The 25,450-nt window shown below is 53.9% G+C and carries 22 protein-coding genes and 2 tRNA genes; 19 read left to right on the top strand and 5 right to left on the bottom strand.

Annotated features, from left to right (window positions below):
- Nucleotides 1-1,176 carry an Obg family GTPase CgtA gene (cgtA, locus tag O1721_RS00955; RefSeq protein WP_003861823.1) on the top strand — a complete coding sequence of 392 codons (1,176 nt, stop codon included), beginning with the start codon at nt 1-3 and terminating at the stop codon, nt 1,174-1,176.
- Between the two features lie 33 nt (nt 1,177-1,209).
- Here the strand turns inward: cgtA and pmrB are convergent, their stop codons facing one another.
- Genes pmrB through dacB form a run of 3 tightly spaced genes read right to left on the bottom strand, consistent with a single transcriptional unit; the run spans nt 1,210 to nt 4,348 of the window.
- Nucleotides 1,210-2,253, bottom strand: a complete 1,044-nt coding sequence (pmrB, locus tag O1721_RS00950) for a two-component system sensor histidine kinase PmrB (protein WP_045324493.1) — start codon at nt 2,251-2,253, stop codon at nt 1,210-1,212.
- Nucleotides 2,250-2,912 carry a two-component system response regulator PmrA gene (pmrA, locus tag O1721_RS00945; protein ID WP_015571977.1) on the bottom strand — a complete coding sequence of 221 codons (663 nt, stop codon included), beginning with the start codon at nt 2,910-2,912 and terminating at the stop codon, nt 2,250-2,252. The genes pmrB and pmrA overlap by 4 nt, the downstream gene beginning before the upstream one ends.
- A 2-nt stretch (nt 2,913-2,914) precedes the next feature.
- Nucleotides 2,915-4,348: a serine-type D-Ala-D-Ala carboxypeptidase gene (gene dacB, locus O1721_RS00940; RefSeq protein ID WP_015571976.1), complete on the bottom strand. Its 1,434-nt coding sequence runs from the start codon at nt 4,346-4,348 to the stop codon at nt 2,915-2,917.
- 228 nt (nt 4,349-4,576) lie between these two features.
- Here dacB and greA point away from each other — a divergent pair, with 228 nt between their 5' ends.
- Nucleotides 4,577-5,053 carry a transcription elongation factor GreA gene (gene greA, locus O1721_RS00935; protein WP_006812122.1) on the top strand — a complete coding sequence of 159 codons (477 nt, stop codon included), beginning with the start codon at nt 4,577-4,579 and terminating at the stop codon, nt 5,051-5,053.
- Between the two features lie 151 nt (nt 5,054-5,204).
- On the opposite strand, the gene yhbY is transcribed toward greA, so the two are convergent.
- Nucleotides 5,205-5,498: a ribosome assembly RNA-binding protein YhbY gene (gene yhbY / locus O1721_RS00930; RefSeq protein WP_003861814.1), complete on the bottom strand. Its 294-nt coding sequence runs from the start codon at nt 5,496-5,498 to the stop codon at nt 5,205-5,207.
- 127 nt (nt 5,499-5,625) lie between these two features.
- Between yhbY and rlmE the strand changes: the two genes are divergently transcribed.
- The 6 genes from rlmE to O1721_RS00900 all read left to right on the top strand — a co-directional run bounded on the left by rlmE (nt 5,626) and on the right by O1721_RS00900 (nt 11,217).
- Nucleotides 5,626-6,252: a 23S rRNA (uridine(2552)-2'-O)-methyltransferase RlmE gene (rlmE, locus tag O1721_RS00925; protein WP_003861812.1), complete on the top strand. Its 627-nt coding sequence runs from the start codon at nt 5,626-5,628 to the stop codon at nt 6,250-6,252.
- Between the two features lie 102 nt (nt 6,253-6,354).
- Nucleotides 6,355-8,289 carry an ATP-dependent zinc metalloprotease FtsH gene (ftsH, locus tag O1721_RS00920; protein ID WP_003861810.1) on the top strand — a complete coding sequence of 645 codons (1,935 nt, stop codon included), beginning with the start codon at nt 6,355-6,357 and terminating at the stop codon, nt 8,287-8,289.
- 98 nt (nt 8,290-8,387) lie between these two features.
- Nucleotides 8,388-9,236, top strand: a complete 849-nt coding sequence (gene folP / locus O1721_RS00915) for a dihydropteroate synthase (protein ID WP_003861807.1) — start codon at nt 8,388-8,390, stop codon at nt 9,234-9,236.
- The gene (gene glmM, locus O1721_RS00910; protein ID WP_003861804.1) at nt 9,229-10,566 is read left to right on the top strand and encodes a phosphoglucosamine mutase; all 1,338 of its coding nucleotides are present in this window, start codon (nt 9,229-9,231) and stop codon (nt 10,564-10,566) included. The genes folP and glmM overlap by 8 nt, the downstream gene beginning before the upstream one ends.
- Before the next feature lie 222 nt (nt 10,567-10,788).
- Nucleotides 10,789-11,121 (top strand): preprotein translocase subunit SecG, encoded by a 333-nt coding sequence (gene secG / locus O1721_RS00905; RefSeq protein ID WP_003861803.1) that lies wholly within the window; start codon nt 10,789-10,791, stop codon nt 11,119-11,121.
- A gap of 9 nt (nt 11,122-11,130) precedes the next feature.
- Nucleotides 11,131-11,217: transfer RNA gene (locus O1721_RS00900), tRNA-Leu, on the top strand.
- A 187-nt stretch (nt 11,218-11,404) separates the two neighbouring features.
- Here O1721_RS00900 and argG read toward each other — a convergent pair.
- Nucleotides 11,405-12,751: an argininosuccinate synthase gene (gene argG / locus O1721_RS00895; protein WP_015571974.1), complete on the bottom strand. Its 1,347-nt coding sequence runs from the start codon at nt 12,749-12,751 to the stop codon at nt 11,405-11,407.
- 286 nt (nt 12,752-13,037) lie between these two features.
- On the opposite strand from argG, the gene O1721_RS00890 reads away from it, so the two are divergent.
- The 11 genes from O1721_RS00890 (at nt 13,038) to O1721_RS00840 (ending at nt 25,353) form a co-directional block, all read left to right on the top strand.
- Nucleotides 13,038-13,114: transfer RNA gene (locus tag O1721_RS00890), tRNA-Met, on the top strand.
- Nucleotides 13,115-13,321: 207 nt separating this feature from the next.
- Nucleotides 13,322-13,774: a ribosome maturation factor RimP gene (gene rimP, locus O1721_RS00885; RefSeq protein ID WP_014833432.1), complete on the top strand. Its 453-nt coding sequence runs from the start codon at nt 13,322-13,324 to the stop codon at nt 13,772-13,774.
- Between the two features lie 28 nt (nt 13,775-13,802).
- Complete coding sequence (gene nusA, locus O1721_RS00880) at nt 13,803-15,305, top strand: transcription termination factor NusA (RefSeq protein ID WP_003861798.1); 1,503 nt, start codon at nt 13,803-13,805, stop codon at nt 15,303-15,305.
- A 24-nt stretch (nt 15,306-15,329) separates the two neighbouring features.
- Entirely contained in the window at nt 15,330-18,017 is a 2,688-nt protein-coding gene (infB, locus tag O1721_RS00875; protein ID WP_032649657.1) for a translation initiation factor IF-2, read from the top strand.
- Between the two features lie 106 nt (nt 18,018-18,123).
- Nucleotides 18,124-18,528: a 30S ribosome-binding factor RbfA gene (gene rbfA, locus O1721_RS00870; protein ID WP_003861793.1), complete on the top strand. Its 405-nt coding sequence runs from the start codon at nt 18,124-18,126 to the stop codon at nt 18,526-18,528.
- Entirely contained in the window at nt 18,528-19,478 is a 951-nt protein-coding gene (gene truB, locus O1721_RS00865; protein ID WP_017693918.1) for a tRNA pseudouridine(55) synthase TruB, read from the top strand. Before rbfA ends, truB begins: the two co-directional genes overlap by 1 nt.
- Nucleotides 19,479-19,632: 154 nt before the next feature.
- On the top strand, nt 19,633-19,902 hold the full coding sequence (rpsO, locus tag O1721_RS00860) for a 30S ribosomal protein S15 (protein ID WP_003861789.1): 270 nt from the start codon (nt 19,633-19,635) through the stop codon (nt 19,900-19,902).
- Nucleotides 19,903-20,144: 242 nt separating this feature from the next.
- The gene (gene pnp / locus O1721_RS00855) at nt 20,145-22,283 is read left to right on the top strand and encodes a polyribonucleotide nucleotidyltransferase (RefSeq protein ID WP_032649655.1); all 2,139 of its coding nucleotides are present in this window, start codon (nt 20,145-20,147) and stop codon (nt 22,281-22,283) included.
- Between the two features lie 109 nt (nt 22,284-22,392).
- Complete coding sequence (gene nlpI / locus O1721_RS00850; protein ID WP_032649653.1) at nt 22,393-23,277, top strand: lipoprotein NlpI; 885 nt, start codon at nt 22,393-22,395, stop codon at nt 23,275-23,277.
- A gap of 107 nt (nt 23,278-23,384) precedes the next feature.
- On the top strand, nt 23,385-23,465 hold the full coding sequence (yrbN, locus tag O1721_RS00845; protein ID WP_097397692.1) for a protein YrbN: 81 nt from the start codon (nt 23,385-23,387) through the stop codon (nt 23,463-23,465).
- The gene (locus O1721_RS00840) at nt 23,458-25,353 is read left to right on the top strand and encodes a DEAD/DEAH family ATP-dependent RNA helicase (RefSeq protein WP_003861780.1); all 1,896 of its coding nucleotides are present in this window, start codon (nt 23,458-23,460) and stop codon (nt 25,351-25,353) included. The genes yrbN and O1721_RS00840 overlap by 8 nt, the downstream gene beginning before the upstream one ends.
- Nucleotides 25,354-25,450 lie beyond the last annotated feature (97 nt).

The following is a 25,450-nucleotide window of genomic DNA, read 5'->3' as shown; positions in this document are numbered from 1 at the left end:
ATGAAGTTTGTTGATGAAGCGACGATTTTGGTCGTGGCAGGTGATGGCGGTAACGGTTGTGTAAGCTTCCGCCGTGAAAAATATATTCCTCGTGGCGGTCCTGACGGCGGTGACGGTGGGGACGGTGGCGACGTGTGGCTGGAGGCGGATGAAAACCTCAACACGCTGATCGACTACCGTTTCGAAAAATCTTTCCGCGCCGAGCGTGGCCAGAACGGCCAGAGCCGCGACTGTACCGGTAAACGCGGTAAAGACGTGACGATCAAAGTGCCGGTGGGTACGCGTGTCATCGATCAGGGCACGGGCGAAACCATGGGTGATATGACCAAACACGGTCAGCGCCTGATGGTGGCGAAAGGCGGCTGGCATGGTCTGGGTAACAGCCGTTTCAAATCTTCCGTTAACCGTACCCCGCGTCAGAAAACCATGGGTACCCCGGGTGATAAGCGCGACCTGCAACTGGAACTGATGCTGCTGGCGGATGTGGGGATGCTGGGTATGCCAAACGCCGGTAAATCGACGTTTATCCGTGCGGTCTCTGCGGCGAAACCCAAAGTAGCGGATTATCCGTTTACGACGCTGGTGCCGAGCCTGGGCGTTGTCCGTATGGATAACGAGAAGAGCTTTGTGGTCGCTGACATCCCGGGTCTGATTGAAGGGGCAGCAGAAGGCGCCGGTCTGGGTATTCGCTTCCTGAAGCACCTTGAGCGTTGTCGCGTACTGTTGCACCTCATCGACATCGATCCAATCGACGGTTCCGATCCGGTTGAAAACGCCCGTATTATTATCGGCGAGCTGGAGAAATACAGTGAAAAACTGGCGCAAAAACCGCGCTGGCTGGTATTCAACAAGATCGACCTGATGGACAAAGCGGAAGCTGAAGCGAAAGCTAAAGCGATTGCCGAAGCGATGGGTTGGGAAGATAAGTACTATCTGATCTCTGCCGCCAGCCAGGTTGGCGTGAAAGATCTCTGCTGGGATGTGATGACCTTTATCATCGAGAATCCGGTTGTTCAGGCAGAAGAGGCGAAACAGCCTGAAAAAGTCGAATTCATGTGGGATGACTACCACCGCCAGCAGCTCGAAGAGCTGGAAGCGGAAGAAGATGATGAAGACTGGGACGATGACTGGGATGAAGACGACGAAGAAGGCGTCGAGTTCATCTACAAGCACTAACCCCTGTATAAAGCCCCTAAACGGGGCTTTTTTTTATCCTATTTTCGCCGGTAACCAACAGCTGGCGATGAGGCCGCTCTCAGCGCAGTTCTCCAGCGTTAAATGGCCATGATGGAGCTGTACGATACGCTGTACGATGCTCAGCCCAAGGCCGCTGCCGCCGTAGCGCTGGTCGAGACGTCGGAAAGGTTCGGTGATCGACTGGCGGTGCGCCTCATCAATACCCGGCCCCTGATCGGTAACGCTCACCCGGGTACCGCCCTCCGTCGCTGTTAATGCCACTTCAATGGTTGTGCCTGCCGGGCTGTAGCGGGCGGCATTCTCCAGAAGGTTCCTTAGCATCAGACGTAACAGGACGGCGTCCCCCTGAACCGTCAGCGCGCTGTGGGCCGGCCATATTACCGTATGCTCGTTGGCTTCATGCTCCAGGCTGAGCGGAGCAATGATCGTCTCTGTCCAGTTCACGGTATCGTAATGGCCGCTGGCCATCGCCTGCCCGGCACGCGCCAGCATCAGCAGCTGTTCCACCGTGTGCATCAACTGATCGATACGGCTTATCAGTGGCGTGGCCTGCGGGGAACCGGACTGAGCCATCAGTTCCAGATGGAGCCTGATCCCCGCAAGCGGCGTACGTAACTCGTGTGCCGCATCGGCGGTAAACAGGCGTTCCTGTTGAATAGTGTGGTCCAGCCGGGCGAGGAGTTGATTGAGCGAGGTGGTCACAGCGCCTATCTCTTCCATATCGGAATACATCGGCAGGGGAGTCAGATTATCCGCCGAACGGTTCGCAAGGCTGGCGCGAAGTTTGTTGAGTGGTCGGGTGATCCAGGTGACGGCCCAGAATGAGAAGAGCAAGGTAAAACCGACCATCACCAGAGAAGGGACCAGCAGGGAGGCAATGGCTTCGCGGATCTCTTTTTCGACATGGTTGTTGCGCGCTTTGGCGGACAATGTTTCGTTCACCAGAAAACCGATTTGCTCGCGGCTCTCATGCCACAGCCAGACTACGCTAATGAGTTGAAAAAATAGCAGAATAACCGCCAGCAACACCATTAATCGCCGGCGCATACTGTTCATTTCTGGCTCTCCAGACGGTAACCCACGCCGCGTACGGTTTTGATGCGATCTTTACCGAGCTTGCGCCGCAGATTATGAATGTGAACTTCAAGCGTGTTTGATCCTGGATCGTCCTGCCAGGAGTAGATGTCCTGTTGCAGCGTTTCGCGGTGCACGGTCTGCCCGCTGCGCATGATCAGGCGCGTCAGCAGAGCGAACTCTTTTGGCGTCACTTCCACAGGCTGAGACTGGCGCAGCACCTGCTGAGTTTGCAGATTGAGGGTGATATCTCCGTCCGTCAGCAGGTTGTCGCTGTGGCCCTGATAGCGGCGGATCAACGCCCGTACGCGAGCCTGTAGCTCGGCAAGGGCGAAGGGTTTTACCAGATAATCATCAGCGCCAGAATCCAGCCCGTTAATTCTGTCTTCAATGGCATCGCGGGCGGTGAGAATCAATACGGGATTCTCAACCCCGCGACGACGCCACTGGCAGAGCAGCGTCGCGCCGTCTTTATCCGGCAGCCCTAAATCCAGGATCACGAGGCTGTATTCACCGCTCTGGATCAGGGCATCTGCTTCAGCGGCCGTGGTGGCACAATCCAGGGCGTAGCCTTCATTCCCCAGCGCCAGCGCTAACCCTTCCTGCAATAACAGATCGTCTTCAACTATCAGTAGTTTCATCGCTAGTTATTCTGGTAGATGTCCTTATAGAGCCTGCTTTCGAAACGCACCAGTGGAATACGGCGATTGCGCTGGTCAGCCGGTTCGACGGCATAGCCGGAAAGATACTGCACAAATGCCATGCGTTGTCCGCTGGCGGTAGTGATAAAACCGGCAAGGTTGTAAACGCCTTGCAGGGAACCCGTTTTGGCTGACACTTTGCCATCCACGCCCGCAGCGTGAAGGCCCGCGCGGTACTGAAGAGAGCCGTCGTGTCCGGCAAGCGGCAGCATCGTAATAAAGTTTAGCTCAGCGTCATGCTGAGCAATGTACTGCAACACCTGCATCATGGTGGCCGGCGAGATCAGGTTATGACGCGATAAACCGGAACCATCAACGGCGATCGTATTGCCCAGATCGATACCCGCCTGCTGGCGCAGGATCTGACGTACGGCATCAGAACCGGCCCGCCAGGTGCCCGGCACACCAAATCGCGCGTGCCCAATCATGCGGAACACCGTGTCGGCAATCATGTTATCCGACTTTTTCAGCATAATCTTAAGCAAATCATGCAGTGGCGCGGACTGTTTGCTGGCGATCACCGTGCCTGGCTCATTCACCTGCGTCTGGCGCAGCAGCGTTCCGGTGTAGGTTATGCCCGCCTGCTTCAGTTCATCTTTAAAAATGGCACCGGCATAGCCCGCGCCATCCTGAATGGCAAAGGCCAGCGGGAGGGGATCGGACCGCTGGGTCAGGCAGCCGGTGAGCGTATAGCGATTGAGATCGCCCGGTACCACGTCCAGCTCGCAATACTGCGCCTCCGGGGAGCCTTTCGCCAGCGTCCGCACCTGGCTGAACATCGTGACCGGGTAGTATGAGGCCACGCGGATAAAAGCTAAGTCATTTGGTTTTGGCGCGCTGTAAAGCGATACGGAGAAGCAGTTACGGTCAACGATGGCGGCGGCTGGCGGGGCGCTAAAGCACTGCGTCATGTCGTTCCACGGCCAGCCAGGCGCTTTATCGTGGCTGGCGAAAATGGAGGTGTCGATCAGCACGTTGCCATCAATTTTTGTTACGCCGGATTTTTTCAGTACCGCCACCATATTGCGGACATCCTGGCGCTTAAAGGTGGGATCGCCACCAAAACGGGCGATAAGATCGCCTTTCAGTTCGCCACCCTCAACGTTACCTCTGGTTTCAAGGGTGGTAGTAAAACGGAAGTCAGGCCCGAGCTGGAGCAGGGCGGCGAGGGCAGTGATCACCTTCTGGGTACTGGCAGGCAGCGCCATCTGTTGACTGTGATAGTCAATCTCGGGAGCCTGCGCGCCAACCTTCTGCACCATCAGGGCAAGGTTCGCGCCGGCGGGCAGTTGATTAATGTACTCATCAACATTCGCGGCCTGAACGGTGAACGTTATACTGGTAGTCAATCCGATGATAAAACTGGAAAATCGCATAATCTCGCGCTAACAACCCGAAAACAAACCGTCATACTACGGTGCATGGCACTGTAAAGTAAACGATGACCCATAGTGAACTTCGCGGTAAAATACGTATCAAATTGAAAAATTGCTGCTGACCTGGGGCGTTGCTCCCGGGTCGGTTTTCTTTTTGCTTCTGGCCTGTTCAGGTGGGCTGGAGCAGGGAACACTGCTCCCAACAGGAATGTTTAAGAGGTATAACAAATGCAAGCTATTCCGATGACCTTACGTGGTGCCGAAAAACTGCGCGAAGAGCTGGATTTTCTCAAATCCGTGCGTCGCCCTGAAATCATCGCCGCTATCGCGGAAGCGCGTGAGCATGGCGACCTGAAAGAGAATGCTGAATACCACGCGGCGCGTGAGCAGCAGGGTTTCTGTGAGGGGCGCATTAAAGATATCGAGGCGAAACTGTCTAACGCGCAGGTTATCGATATCACCAAAATGCCAAATAATGGCCGTGTGATCTTCGGCTCTACCGTCAGCGTCCTGAATCTGGACAACGACGAAGAGCAGACCTATCGCATCGTGGGTGATGATGAAGCGGACTTCAAACAGAACCTGATTTCGGTGAACTCGCCGATTGCTCGTGGCCTGATTGGCAAAGAGCAGGACGATGTGGTCACCATCCGCACCCCTGGTGGTGAAGTGGAATACGAAATTATTAAGGTTGAATACCTGTAATTCGCTTCTCTACTAAGATGTTGATACATTGTAAAGAAAAGAAAAAGGCCGCATAGCGGCCTTTTATCAACTCAAGGAGCATGGCATTTTGCTCGCCTGCTGAAAGAAATCCCTCGTTTCACACACAAAATGTGTTCGATTCAGGATATCCTTAACGTGGCAGCGAGATTTTGCGCTCTTTTGATGGGCGATAGAGCACCAGCGTTTTACCGATGACCTGTACATTACAGGCGCCGGTTTCGCGCACGATGGCTTCCACGATCAGGTTTTTAGTGTCTCTGTCTTCAGAGGCGATTTTCACCTTGATCAGCTCGTGGTGTTCCAGCGCTTGTTCAATCTCGGCAAGCACCCCTTCGGTCAAACCATTGTTGCCAAGCATCACTACAGGCTTGAGCGGATGTGCCAGACCTTTAAGGTGCTGTTTTTGTTTAGTACTCAGATTCATCGTATATTTTTGCTTACGTTGGGATTGAAAACGGTTCATTCTACCGCCATCTCCCTAATATCGCCAAATAGCTGCGTAGAAATTTACGTCACAGGCAAGCAACGATGAACCAGGACGGAAATGTTAAATGACAGGTAAAAAGCGTTCTGCCAGCTCCAGCCGCTGGCTTCAGGAACACTTTAGCGATAAATATGTTCAACAGGCGCAGAAAAAGGGGTTGCGTTCCCGCGCCTGGTTTAAACTTGATGAAATACAGCAAAGTGACAAACTTTTTAAACCGGGAATGACGGTGGTCGACCTCGGTGCGGCACCTGGCGGATGGTCCCAGTATGCGGTTACGCAGATCGGCGGAACGGGCCGAATCATCGCATGCGATCTTTTACCAATGGATCCCATCGTCGGTGTCGACTTCCTTCAGGGCGACTTTCGTGATGAATTAGTGCTTAAAGCACTACTTGATCGTGTAGGTGACAGTAAGGTCCAGGTTGTCATGTCGGATATGGCGCCAAATATGTGTGGAACACCGGCGGTGGATATCCCCCGCGCCATGTATCTGGTGGAACTAGCGTTAGAAATGTGTCGTGATGTACTAGCGCCTGGTGGTAGTTTTGTTGTGAAGGTGTTTCAGGGCGAAGGTTTCGAGGAGTATCTTAAGGAAATTCGCTCCCTGTTTGCGAAGGTCAAAGTTCGTAAGCCGGACTCTTCCCGGGCCCGTTCCCGTGAAGTGTATATTGTAGCGACCGGGCGAAAATGATAACCGGTAGATTTCAGGCGAAAGTTTGAATGAAACTGGATATAGAGTATCCTGACGCTGTTTTTAACACAGTTGTAATATGAGGTTAATCCCTTGAGTGACATGGCGAAAAACCTAATACTCTGGCTGGTCATTGCCGTTGTGCTGATGTCAGTATTCCAGAGCTTTGGGCCCAGCGAGTCGAATGGCCGCAAGGTGGATTATTCTACCTTCCTGCAAGAGGTCAATCAGGACCAGGTTCGCGAAGCGCGTATCAACGGACGTGAGATCAACGTTACCAAGAAAGATAGTAACCGTTACACGACTTACATCCCGGTGAACGATCCTAAGCTGCTTGATAACCTTCTGACCAAAAACGTCAAAGTGGTAGGCGAGCCGCCGGAAGAACCAAGCCTGCTGGCTTCTATCTTCATTTCCTGGTTCCCGATGCTGCTTCTTATCGGCGTCTGGATCTTCTTTATGCGCCAGATGCAGGGCGGTGGTGGCAAAGGTGCCATGTCGTTCGGTAAGAGCAAGGCGCGTATGCTGACGGAAGACCAGATCAAGACCACGTTTGCTGACGTAGCAGGTTGTGACGAAGCAAAAGAAGAGGTGGGTGAACTGGTTGAATACCTGCGCGAGCCGAGCCGTTTCCAAAAACTGGGCGGTAAGATCCCGAAAGGCGTCCTGATGGTCGGCCCTCCGGGTACCGGTAAAACCCTGCTGGCAAAAGCCATCGCGGGTGAAGCGAAGGTGCCGTTCTTTACTATTTCAGGTTCTGACTTCGTTGAAATGTTCGTGGGTGTCGGTGCATCTCGTGTGCGTGACATGTTCGAGCAGGCTAAGAAGGCAGCACCGTGCATCATCTTCATCGATGAAATCGACGCCGTAGGCCGCCAGCGTGGCGCAGGCCTGGGTGGTGGTCACGATGAACGTGAGCAGACGCTGAACCAGATGCTGGTTGAGATGGACGGCTTCGAAGGTAACGAAGGTATCATCGTTATCGCGGCAACTAACCGTCCGGACGTACTCGACCCTGCGCTGCTGCGTCCAGGCCGTTTTGACCGTCAGGTTGTGGTCGGTCTGCCGGATGTTCGCGGTCGTGAACAGATTCTGAAAGTGCATATGCGACGCGTACCGCTGGCGCCAGATATCGACGCGGCAATCATTGCGCGTGGTACTCCAGGCTTCTCCGGTGCGGATCTGGCTAACCTGGTCAACGAAGCAGCACTGTTTGCCGCTCGCGGTAACAAGCGCGTGGTGTCCATGGTGGAATTCGAGAAAGCGAAAGACAAAATCATGATGGGGGCGGAACGTCGCTCCATGGTGATGACGGAAGCGCAGAAAGAGTCCACGGCATATCACGAAGCGGGCCACGCGATTATCGGTCGTCTGGTGCCGGAACACGATCCCGTACACAAGGTGACGATTATTCCGCGCGGTCGTGCGCTGGGTGTGACCTTCTTCCTGCCTGAAGGCGACGCGATCAGCGCCAGCCGTCAGAAGCTGGAAAGCCAGATTTCAACCCTGTACGGCGGTCGTCTGGCTGAAGAGATTATCTACGGTGCGGAACATGTTTCCACCGGTGCGTCGAACGATATTAAAGTGGCGACAAACCTGGCGCGTAACATGGTGACTCAGTGGGGCTTCTCCGACAAACTCGGTCCGCTGCTGTATGCAGAGGAAGAGGGCGAAGTATTCCTGGGCCGCTCTGTGGCAAAAGCGAAACATATGTCCGATGAAACGGCACGTATCATCGACCAGGAAGTGAAAGCGCTGATTGAACGTAACTACGCTCGCGCCCGTCAGATCCTGAACGACAATATGGACATCCTGCATTCGATGAAAGATGCACTCATGAAATATGAGACCATCGATGCACCGCAGATTGACGACCTGATGGCGCGCCGCGAAGTGCGTCCGCCGGCAGGCTGGGAAGACCCAGGCGCGTCTAACAATTCTGACAACAATGGCACCCCGCGTGCGCCGCGTCCGGTCGATGAACCGCGTACGCCAAACCCGGGCAACACCATGTCAGAGCAGTTGGGCGACAAGTAAGTCACTGCTGTTGAAGCGTTTGTCTGTATCTCAAACCCTGGAGCTTGCTCCGGGGTTTTTCTTATCTGTTTAACCACATTAATCCCAGGGACTTCACCATGAAACTATTCGCCCAGGACTCGCATCTCGACCTTTCACATCCCCATGTGATGGGTATCCTGAATGTCACGCCTGATTCCTTCTCTGACGGCGGCACGCATAATTCGCTTATCGACGCGGTTAAACACGCGAATTTAATGATTAACGCGGGTGCCACCATCATTGACGTTGGAGGGGAGTCAACGCGGCCTGGCGCGGCGGAGGTTTCGGTGGAAGAAGAGCTGGCGCGCGTGGTGCCGGTGGTAGAGGCTATCGCCCGGCGCTTTGAAGTGTGGATCTCCGTTGATACCTCCAAACCCGAAGTGATCCGTGAAGTGGCGAGAGTGGGTGCTCACATTATCAATGATATCCGCTCGCTGACCGAGCCGGGCGCGATTGAAGCCGCCGCAGAAACCGGGCTACCGGTGTGTCTGATGCATATGCAGGGTCAGCCTAAGACAATGCAGGAGGCGCCAAAATATGAAGATGTGTTTGCCGACGTCACCCGCTTCTTTATTGAGCATATCGAACGCTGTGAACGTGCGGGTATCGCAAAAGAGAAATTGCTGCTCGACCCGGGCTTCGGTTTCGGTAAAAATCTCTCACACAATTACGCGTTGCTTGCGCGCTTATCAGAGTTTCATCAGTTCGGCCTGCCACTGCTGGTGGGAATGTCGAGAAAATCGATGATTGGTCAGTTGTTGAATGTCGGGCCGAGCGAACGTCTGAGCGGCAGTCTGGCCTGCGCGGTGATTGCCGCGATGCAAGGTGCACACATCATTCGCGTCCATGACGTAAAAGAAACAGTAGAAGCCATGCGTGTGGTGGAAGCCACACTGGCAGCGAAGGAAAACAAACGCTATGAGTAATCGTAAATATTTTGGTACCGATGGCATCCGTGGGCGCGTAGGCGATGCGCCAATTACCCCTGACTTTGTCCTGAAGCTGGGCTGGGCAGCGGGGAAAGTGCTGGCGCGTCATGGCTCCCGTAAGATCATTATTGGGAAAGATACCCGTATTTCGGGTTATATGCTGGAGTCCGCGCTGGAAGCCGGGCTGGCGGCGGCGGGGCTTTCAGCTTCCTTTACGGGGCCAATGCCGACCCCTGCTGTTGCCTATCTGACCCGCACCTTCCGTGCGGAAGCGGGCATCGTCATTTCAGCTTCCCATAATCCGTTCTATGACAACGGTATCAAATTCTTCTCCATCGACGGCACCAAACTGCCGGATGACGTGGAAGAGGCGATTGAAGCGGAAATGGAAAAAGAGATCACCTGTGTTGACTCCGCTGAGCTGGGTAAAGCAAACCGTATTGTCGATGCCGCAGGCCGCTACATTGAATTCTGCAAAGGCACTTTCCCGAATGAGCTGAGCCTGGCACACCTCAAAATTGTGGTGGACTGTGCCAACGGTGCGACTTACCACATTGCGCCGAATGTGTTCCGCGAGCTGGGTGCGAAAGTGATCACTATCGGCTGCGAGCCGGACGGTCTGAACATCAACGAAGAAGTTGGCGCGACAGACGTGCGTGCCTTGCAGGCGCGTGTGCTGGCTGAAAAGGCCGATCTGGGTATTGCCCTGGATGGCGATGGTGACCGTGTGATCATGGTTGACCACGAAGGTAACAAGGTCGATGGCGATCAGATCCTCTACATCATTGCGCGTGAAGGCCTGCGTCAGGGGCAGCTGCGCGGTGGCGCGGTCGGTACGCTTATGAGCAACATGGGACTCGAACTGGCGCTGAAACAGCTGGGCATCCCGTTTGTTCGTGCGAAAGTGGGTGACCGCTACGTGCTGGAAAAACTTCAGGAGAAAGGCTGGCGTATTGGCGCGGAAAACTCCGGCCACGTGATCCTGCTTGATAAAACCACCACCGGTGACGGTATTGTGGCGGCGCTTCAGGTTGTTGCCGCGATGGCGCGTAACCATATGAGCCTGCACGATCTGTGCAGCGGCATGAAAATGTTCCCGCAGATTCTGGTTAATGTGCGTTTCACCGCGGGTAAAGGCGACCCGCTGGAAAATGATAACGTGAAAGCGGTGATGGCAGAGGTGGAAGCGACTCTTGGCAGCCGTGGGCGCGTCCTGCTGCGTAAGTCGGGTACCGAGCCGCTGATCCGCGTGATGGTGGAAGGCGAAGACGAAGCGCAGGTAACTGAATTTGCGCACCGCATTGCGGATGCAGTCAAAGCTGCATAATCTTTCAGAATAAGTGTTTAAAAAGGCGGCGTTTGCCGCCTTTGTTTTAAGCAATGAATGGCTTTTTGCTGTTTTTTTCCGCAGTTGATACAATGCCTCGAAAATGCCCTTGCGAAGGTGATTCGCTTTGGTTAGTATTCACACCCGCTTCAGTGGGAAACAAAATCCTGCTAATTGGTCGAAGCATTGGTATGCGGCAAATCCGCAAGGAACAGGTTGATTATGTACGAAGCTCTTTTAGTTATTTTCCTTATTGTAGCCATCGCTCTCGTAGCGCTGATTATGCTACAGCAAGGTAAAGGCGCTGATATGGGAGCCTCCTTCGGAGCAGGCGCTTCCGGTACGCTGTTCGGTTCAAGTGGTTCTGCGAACTTCATGACCCGTACGACGGCGATTCTGGCTACGCTGTTCTTCATCATCAGTCTGGTGCTGGGCAATATCAACAGCAACAAGACCAGTAAAGGAAGCGAGTGGGAAAATCTGAGCGCGCCAGCAAAAACTGAGCAAACTCAGCCAGCTGCACCGGCTAAGCCAACCAGCGATATCCCGCAGTAAGTATTCCGTACCGAGGTGGTGGAATTGGTAGACACGCTACCTTGAGGTGGTAGTGCCCTAACGGGCTTGTGGGTTCGAGTCCCATCCTCGGTACCAATATTCCAGAAGAAAGACGTCGCAAGACGTCTTTTTTTTCGTCTGTACATTCTGTGTATCCGATCTTTTGTAGGGCGGGTAAGCGCAGCGCCACCCGCCGTTTTGCCCGGTGGCGCTGCGCTTACCGGGCCTACGAAGAGCATAAAAAAGGCGCCCAATGGGCGCCTTTTGCATGACTTGCTGTCGATTATTTCTTATCGCTGTGTTCCAGGTTCTCAACCTGAGGGAGGCCATTACCGGAACTGGCGGAGAGCAGGCCATTCTCAACATAGTTGAACAGCTTCTCACGGGTATCGGTGATGTCCAGGTTACGCATGGTCAGCTGGCCAATACGATCGTCCGGAGAGAACACTGACTCACCTTTCTCCATGGTCAGACGCTCTGCTTTATAGGTCAGGTTGTCAGACACGGTATTGAGGATGGAGTAATCATTGCCGCGACGCAGTTCCAGCGTCACTTCGCCGGTGATTGCGCTTGCCACCCAACGTTGCAGGGCGTCACGCAGCATCAGCGCCTGTGGATCAAACCAGCGACCCTGATACAGCAGTTTGCCCAGCTGACGGCCATGAGAGTGATACTGCTCGATGGTGTCTTCGTTGTGAATACCGGTCAGCAGACGCTCGTAAGCGATGTGCAGCAGCGCCATCCCCGGCGCTTCGTAAATGCCACGGCTTTTCGCTTCGATGATACGGTTTTCGATCTGATCGCTCATACCCAGACCGTGACGACCGCCGATGCGGTTTGCTTCCAGCATCAGTTCAACATCGTCGGAGAAGGTTTTACCGTTCAGGGCAACCGGATGACCACGTTCGAAACGCACGGTCACTTCTTCCGCCGGGATCTTCACGTTCTCATCCCAGAACTTCACGCCCATGATCGGGTTAACAATTTTTACGCTGGAGTTCAGGAATTCCAGGTCTTTCGCTTCGTGCGTCGCACCCAGCATGTTGGAGTCGGTAGAGTAGGCTTTCTCAACGGACATCTTGTAGTCAAAGCCGCAGGCAATCATAAACTCAGACATTTCATGACGGCCACCCAGCTCGTCGATGAAGTCGGTATCCAGCCACGGTTTGTAGATCTGCAACTCGGCGTTGGTCAGCAGGCCATAACGATAGAAACGTTCAATATCGTTGCCTTTATAGGTGCTACCGTCCCCCCAGATGTTCACGCCATCTTCTTTCATGGCGGCAACCAGCATAGTGCCGGTGACGGCACGACCCAGCGGGGTGGTATTGAAATAGGTCAGGCCGCCGGTCGTATTATGGAAAGCACCGCACTGGATTGCGGCAATCCCTTCGGCAACCAGCTGCTTACGGCAGTCGATCAGACGTGCGTTCTCTGCGCCATATTCCATGGCACGACGAGGGATCGCGTCATAATCTTCCTCGTCCGGCTGACCCAGGTTCGCAGTATATGCATAAGGAACCGCTCCCTTCTGGCGCATCCACAGCAGTGCAGCGCTGGTATCCAGGCCGCCAGAAAAAGCGATGCCAATACGTTGTCCTACCGGGAGATGCTTGAGAATCGTCGTCATATAATAAAACCCTGCTTGATTGACTGATTAGAGACCGCTTTCGCTCTCGATGCATGTTTATGCAAAATAAGTGAGTATTCATTTAATCATCTTTTATCGACGACCGAAAGAGACGTGTGCGTTTTTTGTAAAAATTTCCCTTTTATTGCCCTGGCTGAAGTTGGGTTGACAGGTGGGGTCAACTATCAATATACTGAACGCCGATTTTACGTCCCGTCTTCGGTACCAAATCCCAGCATTATTTGCAAATTCTGTCCAAAACGCGTAGAATTTGCCACGTTTCAGGCGCGGGGTGGAGCAGCCTGGTAGCTCGTCGGGCTCATAACCCGAAGGTCGTCGGTTCAAATCCGGCCCCCGCAACCACTTTCCCATAAAGTTCTTTTTCAAATATACTGTGAAGACTTAGAGCCTTCGTAGCTGGATTTGAAAAAATGCTTTCGGAGAGTGCTCCAGGCCACAGTTGTGGCTATAGGGTTCAGTTATCTAAAGCCCCGATTTATCGGGGTTTTTTGTTATCTGACTACAGAATAACTGGGCTTTACGCCCTTTTTTTATGTCTTGGGGGTGGGCTTGTCCACATTAGAGCAAAAATTAACAGAGATGATTACTGCGCCGGTCGAAGCACTGGGCTACGAACTGGTCGGCATCGAATTCGTTCGCGGCCGTACATCCACACTGCGCATCTATATTGATAGTGAAGATGGCATCAATGTTGATGATTGTGCTGATGTCAGCCACCAGGTGAGTGCGGTTCTTGATGTTGAAGATCCGATTACCGTTGCGTACAACCTGGAAGTTTCCTCACCTGGCCTCGATCGTCCGATGTTCACGGCCGAGCACTACGTGCGCTTTACCGGTGAAGAAGTGGCTCTCGTTCTGCGTATGGCCGTACAGAACCGCCGTAAATGGCAGGGAATTATCAAAGCCGTTGATGGTGAAATGATCACGGTGACAGTCGAAGGCAAAGATGAAGTGTTCGCGCTGAGTAATATCCAGAAGGCGAACCTGGTTCCCCACTTTTAACAGTCTGGATTGAGGTGAAAAGCCCGCGATGAACAAAGAAATTTTGGCTGTTGTTGAAGCCGTCTCCAACGAGAAATCACTGCCGCGTGAGAAGATTTTCGAAGCGCTGGAAAGTGCACTGGCTACAGCAACCAAGAAAAAATACGAACAAGAGATCGATGTTCGCGTAGAAATCGATCGTAAAAGCGGTGACTTCGATACATTCCGTCGTTGGGTAATCGTAGAAGAAGTGACCCAACCGACCAAAGAGATCACGCTGGAAGCGGCACGTTTTGAAGACGAAAGTCTGAACGTGGGTGACTACGTTGAAGATCAGATTGAATCTGTTACCTTCGACCGTATCACCACCCAGACCGCGAAGCAGGTTATCGTGCAGAAAGTTCGCGAAGCCGAGCGCGCGCTGGTTGTCGATCAGTTCCGCGATCAGGAAGGCGAAATCATCACTGGTGTGGTGAAGAAAGTGAACCGCGACAACATCTCTCTGGAGATCAAATCCGAAGGGCTGCCGGGTAACGCTGAAGCCGTGATCCTGCGTGAAGACATGCTGCCGCGTGAAAACTTCCGCCCAGGCGACCGTATTCGTGGTGTGCTGTATGCCGTACGTCCTGAAGCGCGTGGTGCACAGCTGTTCGTGACGCGTTCTAAACCAGAAATGCTGGTTGAACTGTTCCGTATCGAAGTGCCGGAAATCGGCGAAGAAGTTATCGAAATCAAAGCGGCGGCCCGCGATCCGGGTTCCCGTGCGAAAATTGCGGTGAAAACCAACGACAAGCGTATCGACCCGGTCGGTGCTTGCGTCGGTATGCGTGGCGCACGTGTTCAGGCGGTTTCTACCGAACTGGGCGGCGAGCGCATTGATATCGTTCTGTGGGACGATAACCCGGCGCAGTTCGTGATCAACGCAATGGCACCGGCTGATGTGGCGTCTATCGTTGTTGACGAAGACAAACACACCATGGATATCGCTGTAGAAGCGGGCAACCTGGCGCAGGCGATTGGCCGTAACGGTCAGAACGTACGTCTGGCGTCACAGCTGAGCGGCTGGGAACTCAACGTGATGACCGTTGATGACCTTCAGGCCAAGCATCAGGCTGAAGCCCACGCGGCGATCGATACCTTCACCAAATACCTGGACATTGACGAAGACTTCGCCACTGTGCTGGTTGAAGAAGGTTTCTCTACGCTGGAAGAACTGGCCTACGTGCCAATGAAAGAGCTGCTGGAAATTGACGGTCTGGATGAACCAACCGTTGAAGCCCTGCGTGAACGCGCTAAAAACGCACTGACCACCCTGGCGCTGGCTCAGGAAGAAAGCCTTGGCGATAAGAAGCCGGCTGATGACCTGCTGAATCTGGAAGGTCTTGATCGTGCGATTGCGTTCAAGCTGGCTGCCCGTGGTGTTTGTACGCTGGAAGATCTCGCTGAGCAAGGCGTTGATGACCTGGCCGATATCGAAGGTTTAACCGACGAGAAAGCCGGCGAACTCATCATGGCCGCACGTAATATTTGCTGGTTCGGCGACGAAGCGTAATAAACTGTAGCAGGAAGGAACAGCATGACTGATGTAACTGTAAAATCGCTGGCTGCTGAGATTCAGACCTCCGTGGACCGCCTGGTACAGCAATTTGCTGATGCAGGGATCCCGAAGTCCGCTGATGACTCGGTGACCGCGCAAGAAAAACAAACCTTGTTAGCGCACCTGAACCGTGAACACGGCTCTACGCCTGACAAGTTAACGCTACAGCGTAAAACGCGTAGCACGTTGAACATCCCTGGTACCGGTGGCAAAAGCAAGTCGGTACAAATTGAAGTCCGCAAGACGCGCACCTTTGTAAAACGTGATCCGCAAGAGGCAGAACGCCTTGCCGCGGAAGAGCAGGCACAGCGTGAAGCGGAAGAACAAGCTCAGCGTGAGGCAGAAGCCACTGCCAAACGTGAAGCAGAATTAAAAGCTGAACGTGAGGCCGCAGAAAAAGCGAAACGCGACGCCGGTGAAAAAGCGAAGCGTGACGCTGCGGAAAAAGACAAAGTGAGCAATCAACAGACTGACGAAATGACCAAAACTGCCCAGGCTGAAAAAGCCCGCCGTGAAAATGAAGCTGCCGAGCTGAAGCGTAAAGCGGAAGAAGAAGCCCGCCGCAAGCTTGAAGAAGAAGCTCGCCGCGTCGCCGAAGAAGCGCGTCGCATGGCAGAAGAAAACGAGAAGAACGGTGTGAATACCGCTGAACCAACTGAAGATACCAGCGATTATCACGTCACCACGTCTCAGCATGCGCGTCAGGCAGAAGACGACAACGACCGCGAAGTTGAAGGTGGTCGTGGCCGTACTCGCAGTGCAAAAGCTGCGCGTCCTGCGAAAAAAGGTAACAAACACGCTGAATCAAAAGCTGACCGTGAAGAAGCGCGTGCAGCGGTTCGCGGCGGTAAAGGCGGCAAGCGTAAAGGTTCCGCTCTCCAGCAGGGCTTCCAGAAGCCTGCTCAGGCCGTTAACCGTGACGTTGTGATCGGCGAAACCATCACCGTTGGCGAACTGGCTAACAAGATGGCGGTGAAAGGCTCTCAGGTCATCAAAGCGATGATGAAACTGGGCGCAATGGCCACCATCAACCAGGTCATCGACCAGGAAACCGCACAGCTGGTTGCCGAAGAGATGGGTCACAAAGTTATCCTGCGTCGTGAAAACGAGCTGGAAGAAGCAGTAATGAGCGACCGTGATACGGGCGCAGCGGCTGAACCGCGCGCACCGGTCGTGACCATCATGGGTCACGTTGACCACGGTAAAACCTCTCTGCTTGACTACATTCGTTCTACTAAGGTTGCCTCCGGCGAAGCGGGTGGTATTACCCAGCACATCGGTGCTTACCACGTAGAAACCGAAAACGGCATGATCACCTTCCTGGATACCCCAGGCCACGCAGCGTTTACTTCAATGCGTGCTCGTGGTGCTCAGGCAACGGATATCGTTGTTCTGGTTGTTGCTGCCGACGATGGCGTGATGCCACAGACCATTGAAGCTATCCAGCACGCGAAAGCGGCGCAGGTGCCTCTGGTTGTCGCAGTTAACAAAATCGATAAGCCAGAAGCCGATATGGATCGCGTGAAGAACGAACTGTCCCAGTACGGCGTTATGCCGGAAGAGTGGGGCGGTGAAGCGCAGTTCATCCCTGTATCTGCAAAAGCAGGTACCGGTATCGACGACCTGCTGAACGCTATCCTGCTTCAGGCTGAAGTTCTGGAGCTGAAAGCGGTTCGTAAAGGTATGGCGAGCGGCGCGGTAATCGAATCCTTCCTGGATAAAGGTCGTGGTCCGGTTGCAACCGTTCTGGTTCGCGAAGGTACTCTGCACAAGGGCGACATCGTTCTGTGTGGTTTCGAATACGGTCGCGTTCGTGCGATGCGTAACGAACTGGGTCAGGAAGTGCTGGAAGCGGGTCCGTCCATTCCAGTGGAAATTCTCGGCCTGTCCGGTGTTCCGGCTGCCGGTGACGAAGTCACCGTGGTACGTGACGAGAAGAAAGCGCGTGAAGTCGCTCTGTATCGTCAGGGTAAATTCCGTGAAGTGAAGCTGGCTCGTCAGCAGAAATCTAAACTCGAGAACATGTTTGCCAACATGACCGAAGGCGAAGTTCACGAAGTGAACATCGTTCTGAAAGCGGACGTTCAGGGTTCTGTGGAAGCGATCTCCGACTCCTTGCTGAAACTGTCTACCGACGAAGTGAAAGTGAAGATCATCGGTTCTGGCGTAGGTGGTATCACCGAAACCGACGCAACCCTGGCAGCAGCGTCTAACGCGATCCTGGTTGGCTTCAACGTTCGTGCTGACGCATCTGCGCGTAAAGTGATTGATGCTGAAAGCCTGGATCTGCGTTACTACTCCGTCATCTATAACCTGATTGACGAAGTGAAAGCAGCGATGAGCGGCATGCTGTCTCCTGAGCTGAAACAGCAGATCATCGGTCTGGCTGAAGTACGTGACGTGTTCAAATCACCGAAATTCGGTGCGATCGCGGGCTGTATGGTTACCGAAGGGATCATCAAGCGTCACAACCCAATCCGCGTACTGCGTGACAACGTGGTTATCTACGAAGGTGAGCTGGAATCCCTGCGCCGCTTCAAAGATGACGTTAACGAAGTCCGTAACGGCATGGAATGTGGTATCGGCGTGAAGAACTACAACGACGTTCGCGTTGGCGATATGATCGAAGTGTTCGAGATCATCGAAATTCAGCGTACCATCGCGTAATCTTCGTCAACTGAAGATTAATTAGCGTAGGCCGGGTAAGCGAAGCGCCACCCGGCAGTAATTTTAAAAAGGGGCTTAAGCCCCTTTTTTGTCTGGAGAATTTATTATGGCGAAAGAATTTGGTCGCCCACAGCGCGTCGCGCAGGAGATGCAGAAAGAGATCGCTCTCATTCTGCAACGTGAAATCAAAGATCCACGCGTGGGTATGATGACCACCGTGTCTGGCGTGGAAATGTCCCGCGACCTGGCGTACGCCAAAGTGTTTGTTACTTTCCTGAATGACCAGGATGAAGACGCCGTGAAGAACGGCATTAAAGCGTTGCAGGAAGCCTCTGGTTTCATCCGCTCTCTGCTTGGCAAAGCAATGCGCCTGCGTATCGTGCCAGAGCTGACCTTCTTCTACGACAACTCGCTGGTTGAAGGTATGCGTATGTCCAACCTGGTGACCAGCGTGGTGAAACATGACGATGAGCGTCGTGTTAACCCGGCGGACGACAGCAAGGAGGACTGATGAGTCGTCCTCGTCGTCGCGGTCGTGACGTGCATGGCGTGCTGTTGCTGGATAAACCACAGGGCGCATCCAGCAACGACGTGCTGCAAAAAGTGAAGCGTATTTATAACGCCAACCGTGCAGGGCACACTGGCGCGCTGGATCCGCTGGCAACTGGCATGCTGCCGATCTGCCTGGGGGAAGCGACAAAGTTTTCCCAGTACCTGCTGGATTCGGATAAGCGCTACCGCGTGATTGCCAAACTGGGCCAGCGCACGGATACCTCCGATGCAGATGGCCTGGTGGTGGAAGAGCGCCCGGTGACCTTCAGCGCGGAGCAACTTGATGCGGCGCTGGACAGCTTCCGTGGTGATACGCTACAGGTGCCGTCGATGTATTCGGCGCTGAAATATCAGGGCAAAAAGCTCTACGAATATGCGCGTCAGGGCATTGAGGTTCCGCGTGAAGCTCGTCCGATTACCGTGTATGAGTTGCTGTTCATTCGCCACGAAGGTGATGAACTCGAGCTGGAAGTACACTGTTCGAAAGGGACCTATATCCGCACCATCATTGATGACCTCGGTGAAAAGCTGGGCTGCGGCGCGCATGTGATTTATCTGCGTCGTCTGGCGGTCAGCAAATATCCGGTCGAACGCATGGTGACGCTTGAGCATCTGCACGCCCTGGTTGAGCAGGCGCAAGCGCAGGGCGTTGCGCCAGCCGATCTGCTGGACCCGCTGCTGATGCCAATGGACAGTCCGGCAGTGGACTTCCCGGTTGTTAATCTTCCTTTAACATCGTCCGTTTACTTTAAGAACGGAAACCCGGTTCGCACATCGGGGGCGCCGCTTGAGGGCCTGGTACGCGTGACGGAAGGTGACGAAGGGAAATTCATCGGTATGGGCGAAATGGACGGCGAAGGGCGTGTGGCGCCGCGTCGTCTGGTCGTCGAATATCCGGTCGAAGCGTGACGGTGATAACGCCTCACCTTGCGATAAGCAGGGGAGACGAGTAGAATATCGCCGCTTAACGCCTGGTAAATTGTTTAACAATCTGCGGGGCGTACATGGGATAGCTGAATTAGAGATCGGCATCCTTACATTCTTTATACTTTGGAGTTTGAAAATGTCTCTAAGCGTTGAAGCTAAAGCTAAAATCGTTTCTGAGTTTGGTCGTGGTACTAACGACAGCGGTTCTACCGAAGTTCAGGTTGCACTGCTGACTGCACAGATTAACCACCTGCAAGGTCACTTTGCAGAGCACAAAAAAGATCACCACAGCCGTCGTGGTCTGCTGCGTATGGTTTCTCAGCGTCGTAAACTGCTCGACTACCTGAAGCGTAAAGATGTTGCACGCTACACCGCGCTGATCGAGCGTCTGGGCCTGCGTCGCTAATTCTTGCGAGTTTCAGAAAAGGGGGCCTGATGGCCCCTTTTTTCAACCAGACGGCAGCAATTCAATGGAAACTATTGTATTGTTGCTATAAATGATCTTCATTGCAGAGGTTCGCGCGGCTAATGAGAGGCTTCACCCATGGGGGTGTCGGTTGTCATTAGTCGCGAGGATGCGAAGAAGGTCGGGTTAAATCGTCAGCACACCTGAGGTGTGCTTTCAAACATTTAAGAAAGGACAGAATTTTGCTGAATCCGATCGTTCGTAAATTCCAGTATGGTCAGCATACCGTCACGCTGGAAACCGGCATGATGGCGCGTCAGGCTACTGCTGCCGTTATGGTAAGCATGGATGACACCGCTGTATTCGTTACCGTAGTTGGCCAGAAAAAAGCTAAACCAGGTCAGGACTTCTTCCCACTGACCGTTAACTACCAGGAGCGTACCTACGCTGCCGGTAAAATCCCGGGTGGCTTCTTCCGTCGTGAAGGCCGTCCAAGCGAAGGCGAAACCCTGATCGCGCGTCTGATTGACCGCCCGGTTCGTCCGCTGTTCCCGGAAGGCTTCGTAAACGAAGTTCAGGTTATTGCGACCGTTGTTTCCGTTAACCCACAGGTTAACCCGGACATCGTTGCTATGATCGGCGCATCTGCGGCCCTGTCACTGTCTGGTATTCCATTCAATGGCCCAATCGGTTCCGCGCGCGTTGGCTACATCAACGACCAGTACGTACTGAACCCAACTCAGGAAGAGCTGAAAGAGAGTAAGCTGGACCTGGTTGTTGCCGGTACTGAAGCAGCGGTTCTGATGGTTGAATCCGAAGCTGAACTGCTGAGCGAAGATCAGATGCTGGGCGCTGTGGTATTTGGCCACGAGCAGCAGCAGGTTGTTATCCAGAACATCAACGATCTGGTGAAAGAAGCCGGTAAACCACGTTGGGACTGGCAGCCAGAAGCGGTGAACGAGGCGCTGAACGCACGCGTTGCTGCACTGGCAGAATCTCGTCTGAGCGACGCATACCGCATCACCGACAAACAGGAGCGCTATGCTCAGGTTGATGTGATCAAATCTGAAGTGACCGCGACCCTGGTTGCCGAAGACGAAACGCTGGACGCTAACGAGATTGGCGAAATCCTGCACGCCATTGAGAAAAACGTTGTTCGTAGCCGCGTCCTGGCAGGCGAGCCGCGTATCGATGGCCGTGAAAAAGACATGATCCGTGGTCTGGACGTGCGTACTGGCGTACTGCCACGTACTCACGGTTCTGCGCTGTTCACCCGTGGTGAAACGCAGGCGCTGGTAACCGCGACCCTGGGTACCGCACGTGACGCACAGATCATCGACGAACTGATGGGCGAGCGTACTGACAGCTTCCTGTTCCACTACAACTTCCCTCCGTACTCTGTGGGCGAAACCGGTATGGTTGGCTCACCGAAGCGTCGTGAAATTGGTCACGGTCGTCTGGCGAAGCGCGGCGTGCTGGCAGTGATGCCAGAAGCAGACAAATTCCCGTACACCGTACGTGTGGTGTCTGAAATCACCGAATCCAACGGTTCCTCTTCTATGGCTTCCGTGTGTGGTGCCTCTCTGGCGCTGATGGATGCAGGCGTGCCAATTAAAGCCGCCGTTGCGGGTATCGCAATGGGTCTGGTGAAAGAGGGCGACAACTACGTTGTTCTGTCTGACATTCTGGGCGACGAAGACCACCTGGGCGATATGGACTTCAAAGTAGCGGGTTCCCGTGACGGTATCTCTGCCTTGCAGATGGATATCAAAATTGAAGGTATCACCAAAGAGATCATGCAGGTTGCTCTGAACCAGGCTAAAGGTGCGCGTCTGCACATCCTGGGCGTGATGGAACAGGCGATTAATGCGCCGCGTGGCGACATTTCTCAGTTCGCTCCACGTATCCACACCATCAAGATCAATCCAGACAAGATCAAAGATGTTATCGGTAAGGGCGGTTCTGTTATCCGTGCACTGACCGAAGAAACGGGCACCACCATCGAAATCGAAGATGACGGTACTGTGAAAATCGCAGCAACCGACGGCGAGAAAGCGAAATACGCTATCCGTCGTATCGAAGAGATCACGGCAGAAATCGAAGTGGGCCGTATCTACAATGGTAAAGTGACCCGTATCGTTGACTTTGGCGCATTCGTTGCCATCGGTGGCGGTAAAGAAGGTCTGGTACACATCTCTCAGATCGCTGACAAGCGCGTTGAGAAAGTGACCGATTACCTGCAAATGGGTCAGGAAGTACCGGTGAAAGTTCTGGAAGTTGACCGCCAGGGCCGTATCCGTCTGAGCATTAAAGAAGCAACCGAGCAGTCTCAGCCTGCTGCGGCACCGGAAGCCCCGGCTGCTGAACAGCAAGGCGAGTAAGGTTGCCATTTGCCCTCCGCGCAGGCGGAGGGCTTATTATCAGGCAGGACGCCTTGTTAAGCCGCCGGGGGACAGGACGTTCATCAATAGTTGTCTTCGGGAGTGGGAAATGAAGCCTTTTTGGCGCTGGTGTTTCGTTGCGACAGCTTTAACGCTGGCAGGATGCAGCAACTCTGCCTGGCGTAAGAGCGAAGTCCTCGCAGTGCCATTGCAACCGACTTTGCAGCAGGAAGTCATTCTGGCACGCATGGAACAAATACTTGCCAGTCGGGCTTTAACCGATGACGAACGCGCACAGCTTTTATATGAGCGCGGAGTGTTGTATGATAGTCTCGGTCTGAGGGCACTGGCGCGAAATGATTTTTCACAAGCGCTGGCGATTCGACCTGATATGCCTGAAGTATTCAATTACTTAGGCATTTATTTAACGCAGGCAGGCAATTTTGATGCTGCCTATGAAGCGTTTGATTCTGTACTTGAGCTTGATCCAACTTACAACTACGCGCACTTGAATCGCGGTATCGCATTGTATTACGGCGGTCGTGATAAGTTAGCGCAAGATGATCTGCTGGCGTTTTATCAAGACGATCCTAATGATCCTTTCCGCAGCCTGTGGCTTTACATCGTTGAGCAGAAGCTCGATGAGAAGCAGGCCAAAGAAGCACTGAAACAGCGCTTCGAGAAATCGGACAAGGAACAGTGGGGATGGAACATTGTCGAGTTCTACCTAGGCAACATTAGCGAAGCAACGCTGATGGAACGCCTCAAGGCGGACGCAACGGATAACACCTCGCTCGCTGAGCATCTCAGTGAAACCAACTTCTATTTAGGTAAGTACTACCTAAGTCTGGGGGATATGGACAGCGCTACGGCACTGTTCAAATTAGCGGTTGCTAACAACGTACATAACTTCGTTGAGCACCGTTATGCATTGTTGGAATTATCGCTCTTGGGCCAGGAGCAAGACGACCTGGCAGAATCGGACCAGCAATAGCTGACGACATAAACATCAGCCCGTAATCTTTTGATTGCCATCACCTTCACTGGTGAGGGCGTTGTTGTTCGTCAATACACCTAATTTGAGCCGGTTCACACTTTTCAATGAAAATTGCTAATCATTTTCACGATGAGCTAAGTAGACTGGCCGCCATTAATATCGAGGCACTTGTACTACATGGCTGAATTCGAAACCACTTTTGCAGATCTGGGCCTGAAGGCTCCTATCCTTGAAGCCCTTAACGATCTGGGTTACGAAAAACCATCTCCGATCCAGGCTGAGTGTATCCCACACCTGCTTTCTGGTCGTGACGTGCTGGGCATGGCCCAGACTGGTAGCGGTAAAACCGCAGCATTCTCGCTGCCGCTGCTGAACAACATTGATCCGGACCTGCGCGCGCCGCAGATCCTCGTCCTGGCTCCAACCCGTGAACTGGCTGTTCAGGTTGCTGAAGCTATGACGGAATTCTCTAAACATATGCGCGGCGTAAACGTGGTAGCCCTGTACGGCGGCCAGCGTTATGACGTGCAGTTACGCGCCCTGCGCCAGGGCCCACAGATTGTTGTCGGTACGCCGGGCCGTCTGCTGGATCACCTGAAGCGCGGTACCCTGGATCTCTCTAAACTGAGCGGCCTGGTACTGGACGAAGCCGATGAAATGCTGCGTATGGGCTTCATCGAAGACGTAGAAACCATCATGGCGCAGATCCCGGAAGGTCATCAGACCGCTCTGTTCTCTGCAACTATGCCAGAAGCGATCCGTCGCATTACCCGCCGCTTCATGAAAGAGCCGCAGGAAGTGCGCATTCAGTCCAGCGTGACCACTCGTCCGGACATCAGCCAGAGCTACTGGTCTGTATACGGCATGCGCAAAAACGAAGCGCTGGTGCGTTTCCTGGAAGCAGAAGATTTTGATGCGGCGATTATCTTTGTTCGTACCAAAAACGCGACCCTGGAAGTGGCTGAAGCCCTGGAGCGTAGCGGCTACAACAGCGCAGCGCTGAACGGCGACATGAACCAGGCCCTGCGTGAGCAGACTCTGGAGCGTCTGAAAGACGGTCGTCTGGATATCCTGATTGCAACCGACGTGGCAGCACGTGGCCTGGACGTTGAGCGTATCAGCCTGGTTGTGAACTACGATATCCCGATGGACTCCGAGTCTTACGTTCACCGTATCGGCCGTACCGGTCGTGCGGGTCGCGCGGGTCGTGCGCTGCTGTTCGTTGAGAACCGCGAGCGTCGTCTGCTGCGTAACATTGAACGCACCATGAAGCTGACCATTCCAGAAGCCGAGCTGCCAAACGCAGAACTGCTGGGCAAACGCCGTCTGGAAAAATTTGCCGCGAAAGTACAGCAGCAGCTGGAAAGCAGCGATCTGGATCAGTACCGTGCGCTGCTGTCCCAGATCCAGCCTGTCGCTGAAGGCGAAGAGCTGGACATGGAAACCCTGGCCGCAGCACTGCTGAAAATGGCTCAGGGCGAACGTAGCCTGATCGTGCCACCTGATGCGCCGATGCGTCCTAAGCGTGAGTTCCGTGACCGTGACGATCGTTTCGAACGTCGTGGCGACCGTAACGATCGTGGTCCACGCGGTGACCGTCCAGAGCGTGGTGGTGAAGACCGTCCACGTCGCGAGCGTCGTGACGCTGGCGAAATGGAACTGTATCGCATTGAAGTGGGCCGTGATGATGGTGTTGAAGTTCGTCACATCGTTGGCGCGATCGCTAACGAAGGCGACATCAGCAGCCGTTACATTGGTAACATCAAGCTGTTCGGTTCCCACTCCACCATCGAGCTGCCAAAAGGCATGCCGGGCGAAGTACTGCAACACTTTACTCGCACCCGCATCCTGAACAAGCCGATGAACATGCAGCTGCTGGGCGATGCACAGCCACGTCCTGACCGTGGCGGCGAACGTCGTGGCGGTGGTCGCGGTTTCGGTGGCGAGCGTCGTGAAGGCGGTCGCAGCGAAGGTCGCGGGGGTGAAGGCCGTCGTTTCTCCGGTGAGCGCCGCGAAAACCGTGGTCCACGCCGTGAAGAAGGCGCCAGCCGTCGTCGTTTCGGTGACGCGTAAGCCTTTCGCTTCTGACGTAAAGTAAAATATACAGCCCCGATAGTTGCTATCGGGGCTTTTTTTATTCCTTTTGTACTCTTGTACTGGTACAGTGCAG

It is taken from the genome of Enterobacter cloacae complex sp. HYC033_NIDB (assembly GCF_056673335.1).
The sequence above is the reverse complement of the archived record's forward strand: the minus strand, read 5'-3'. Positions and strand labels throughout refer to the sequence as shown.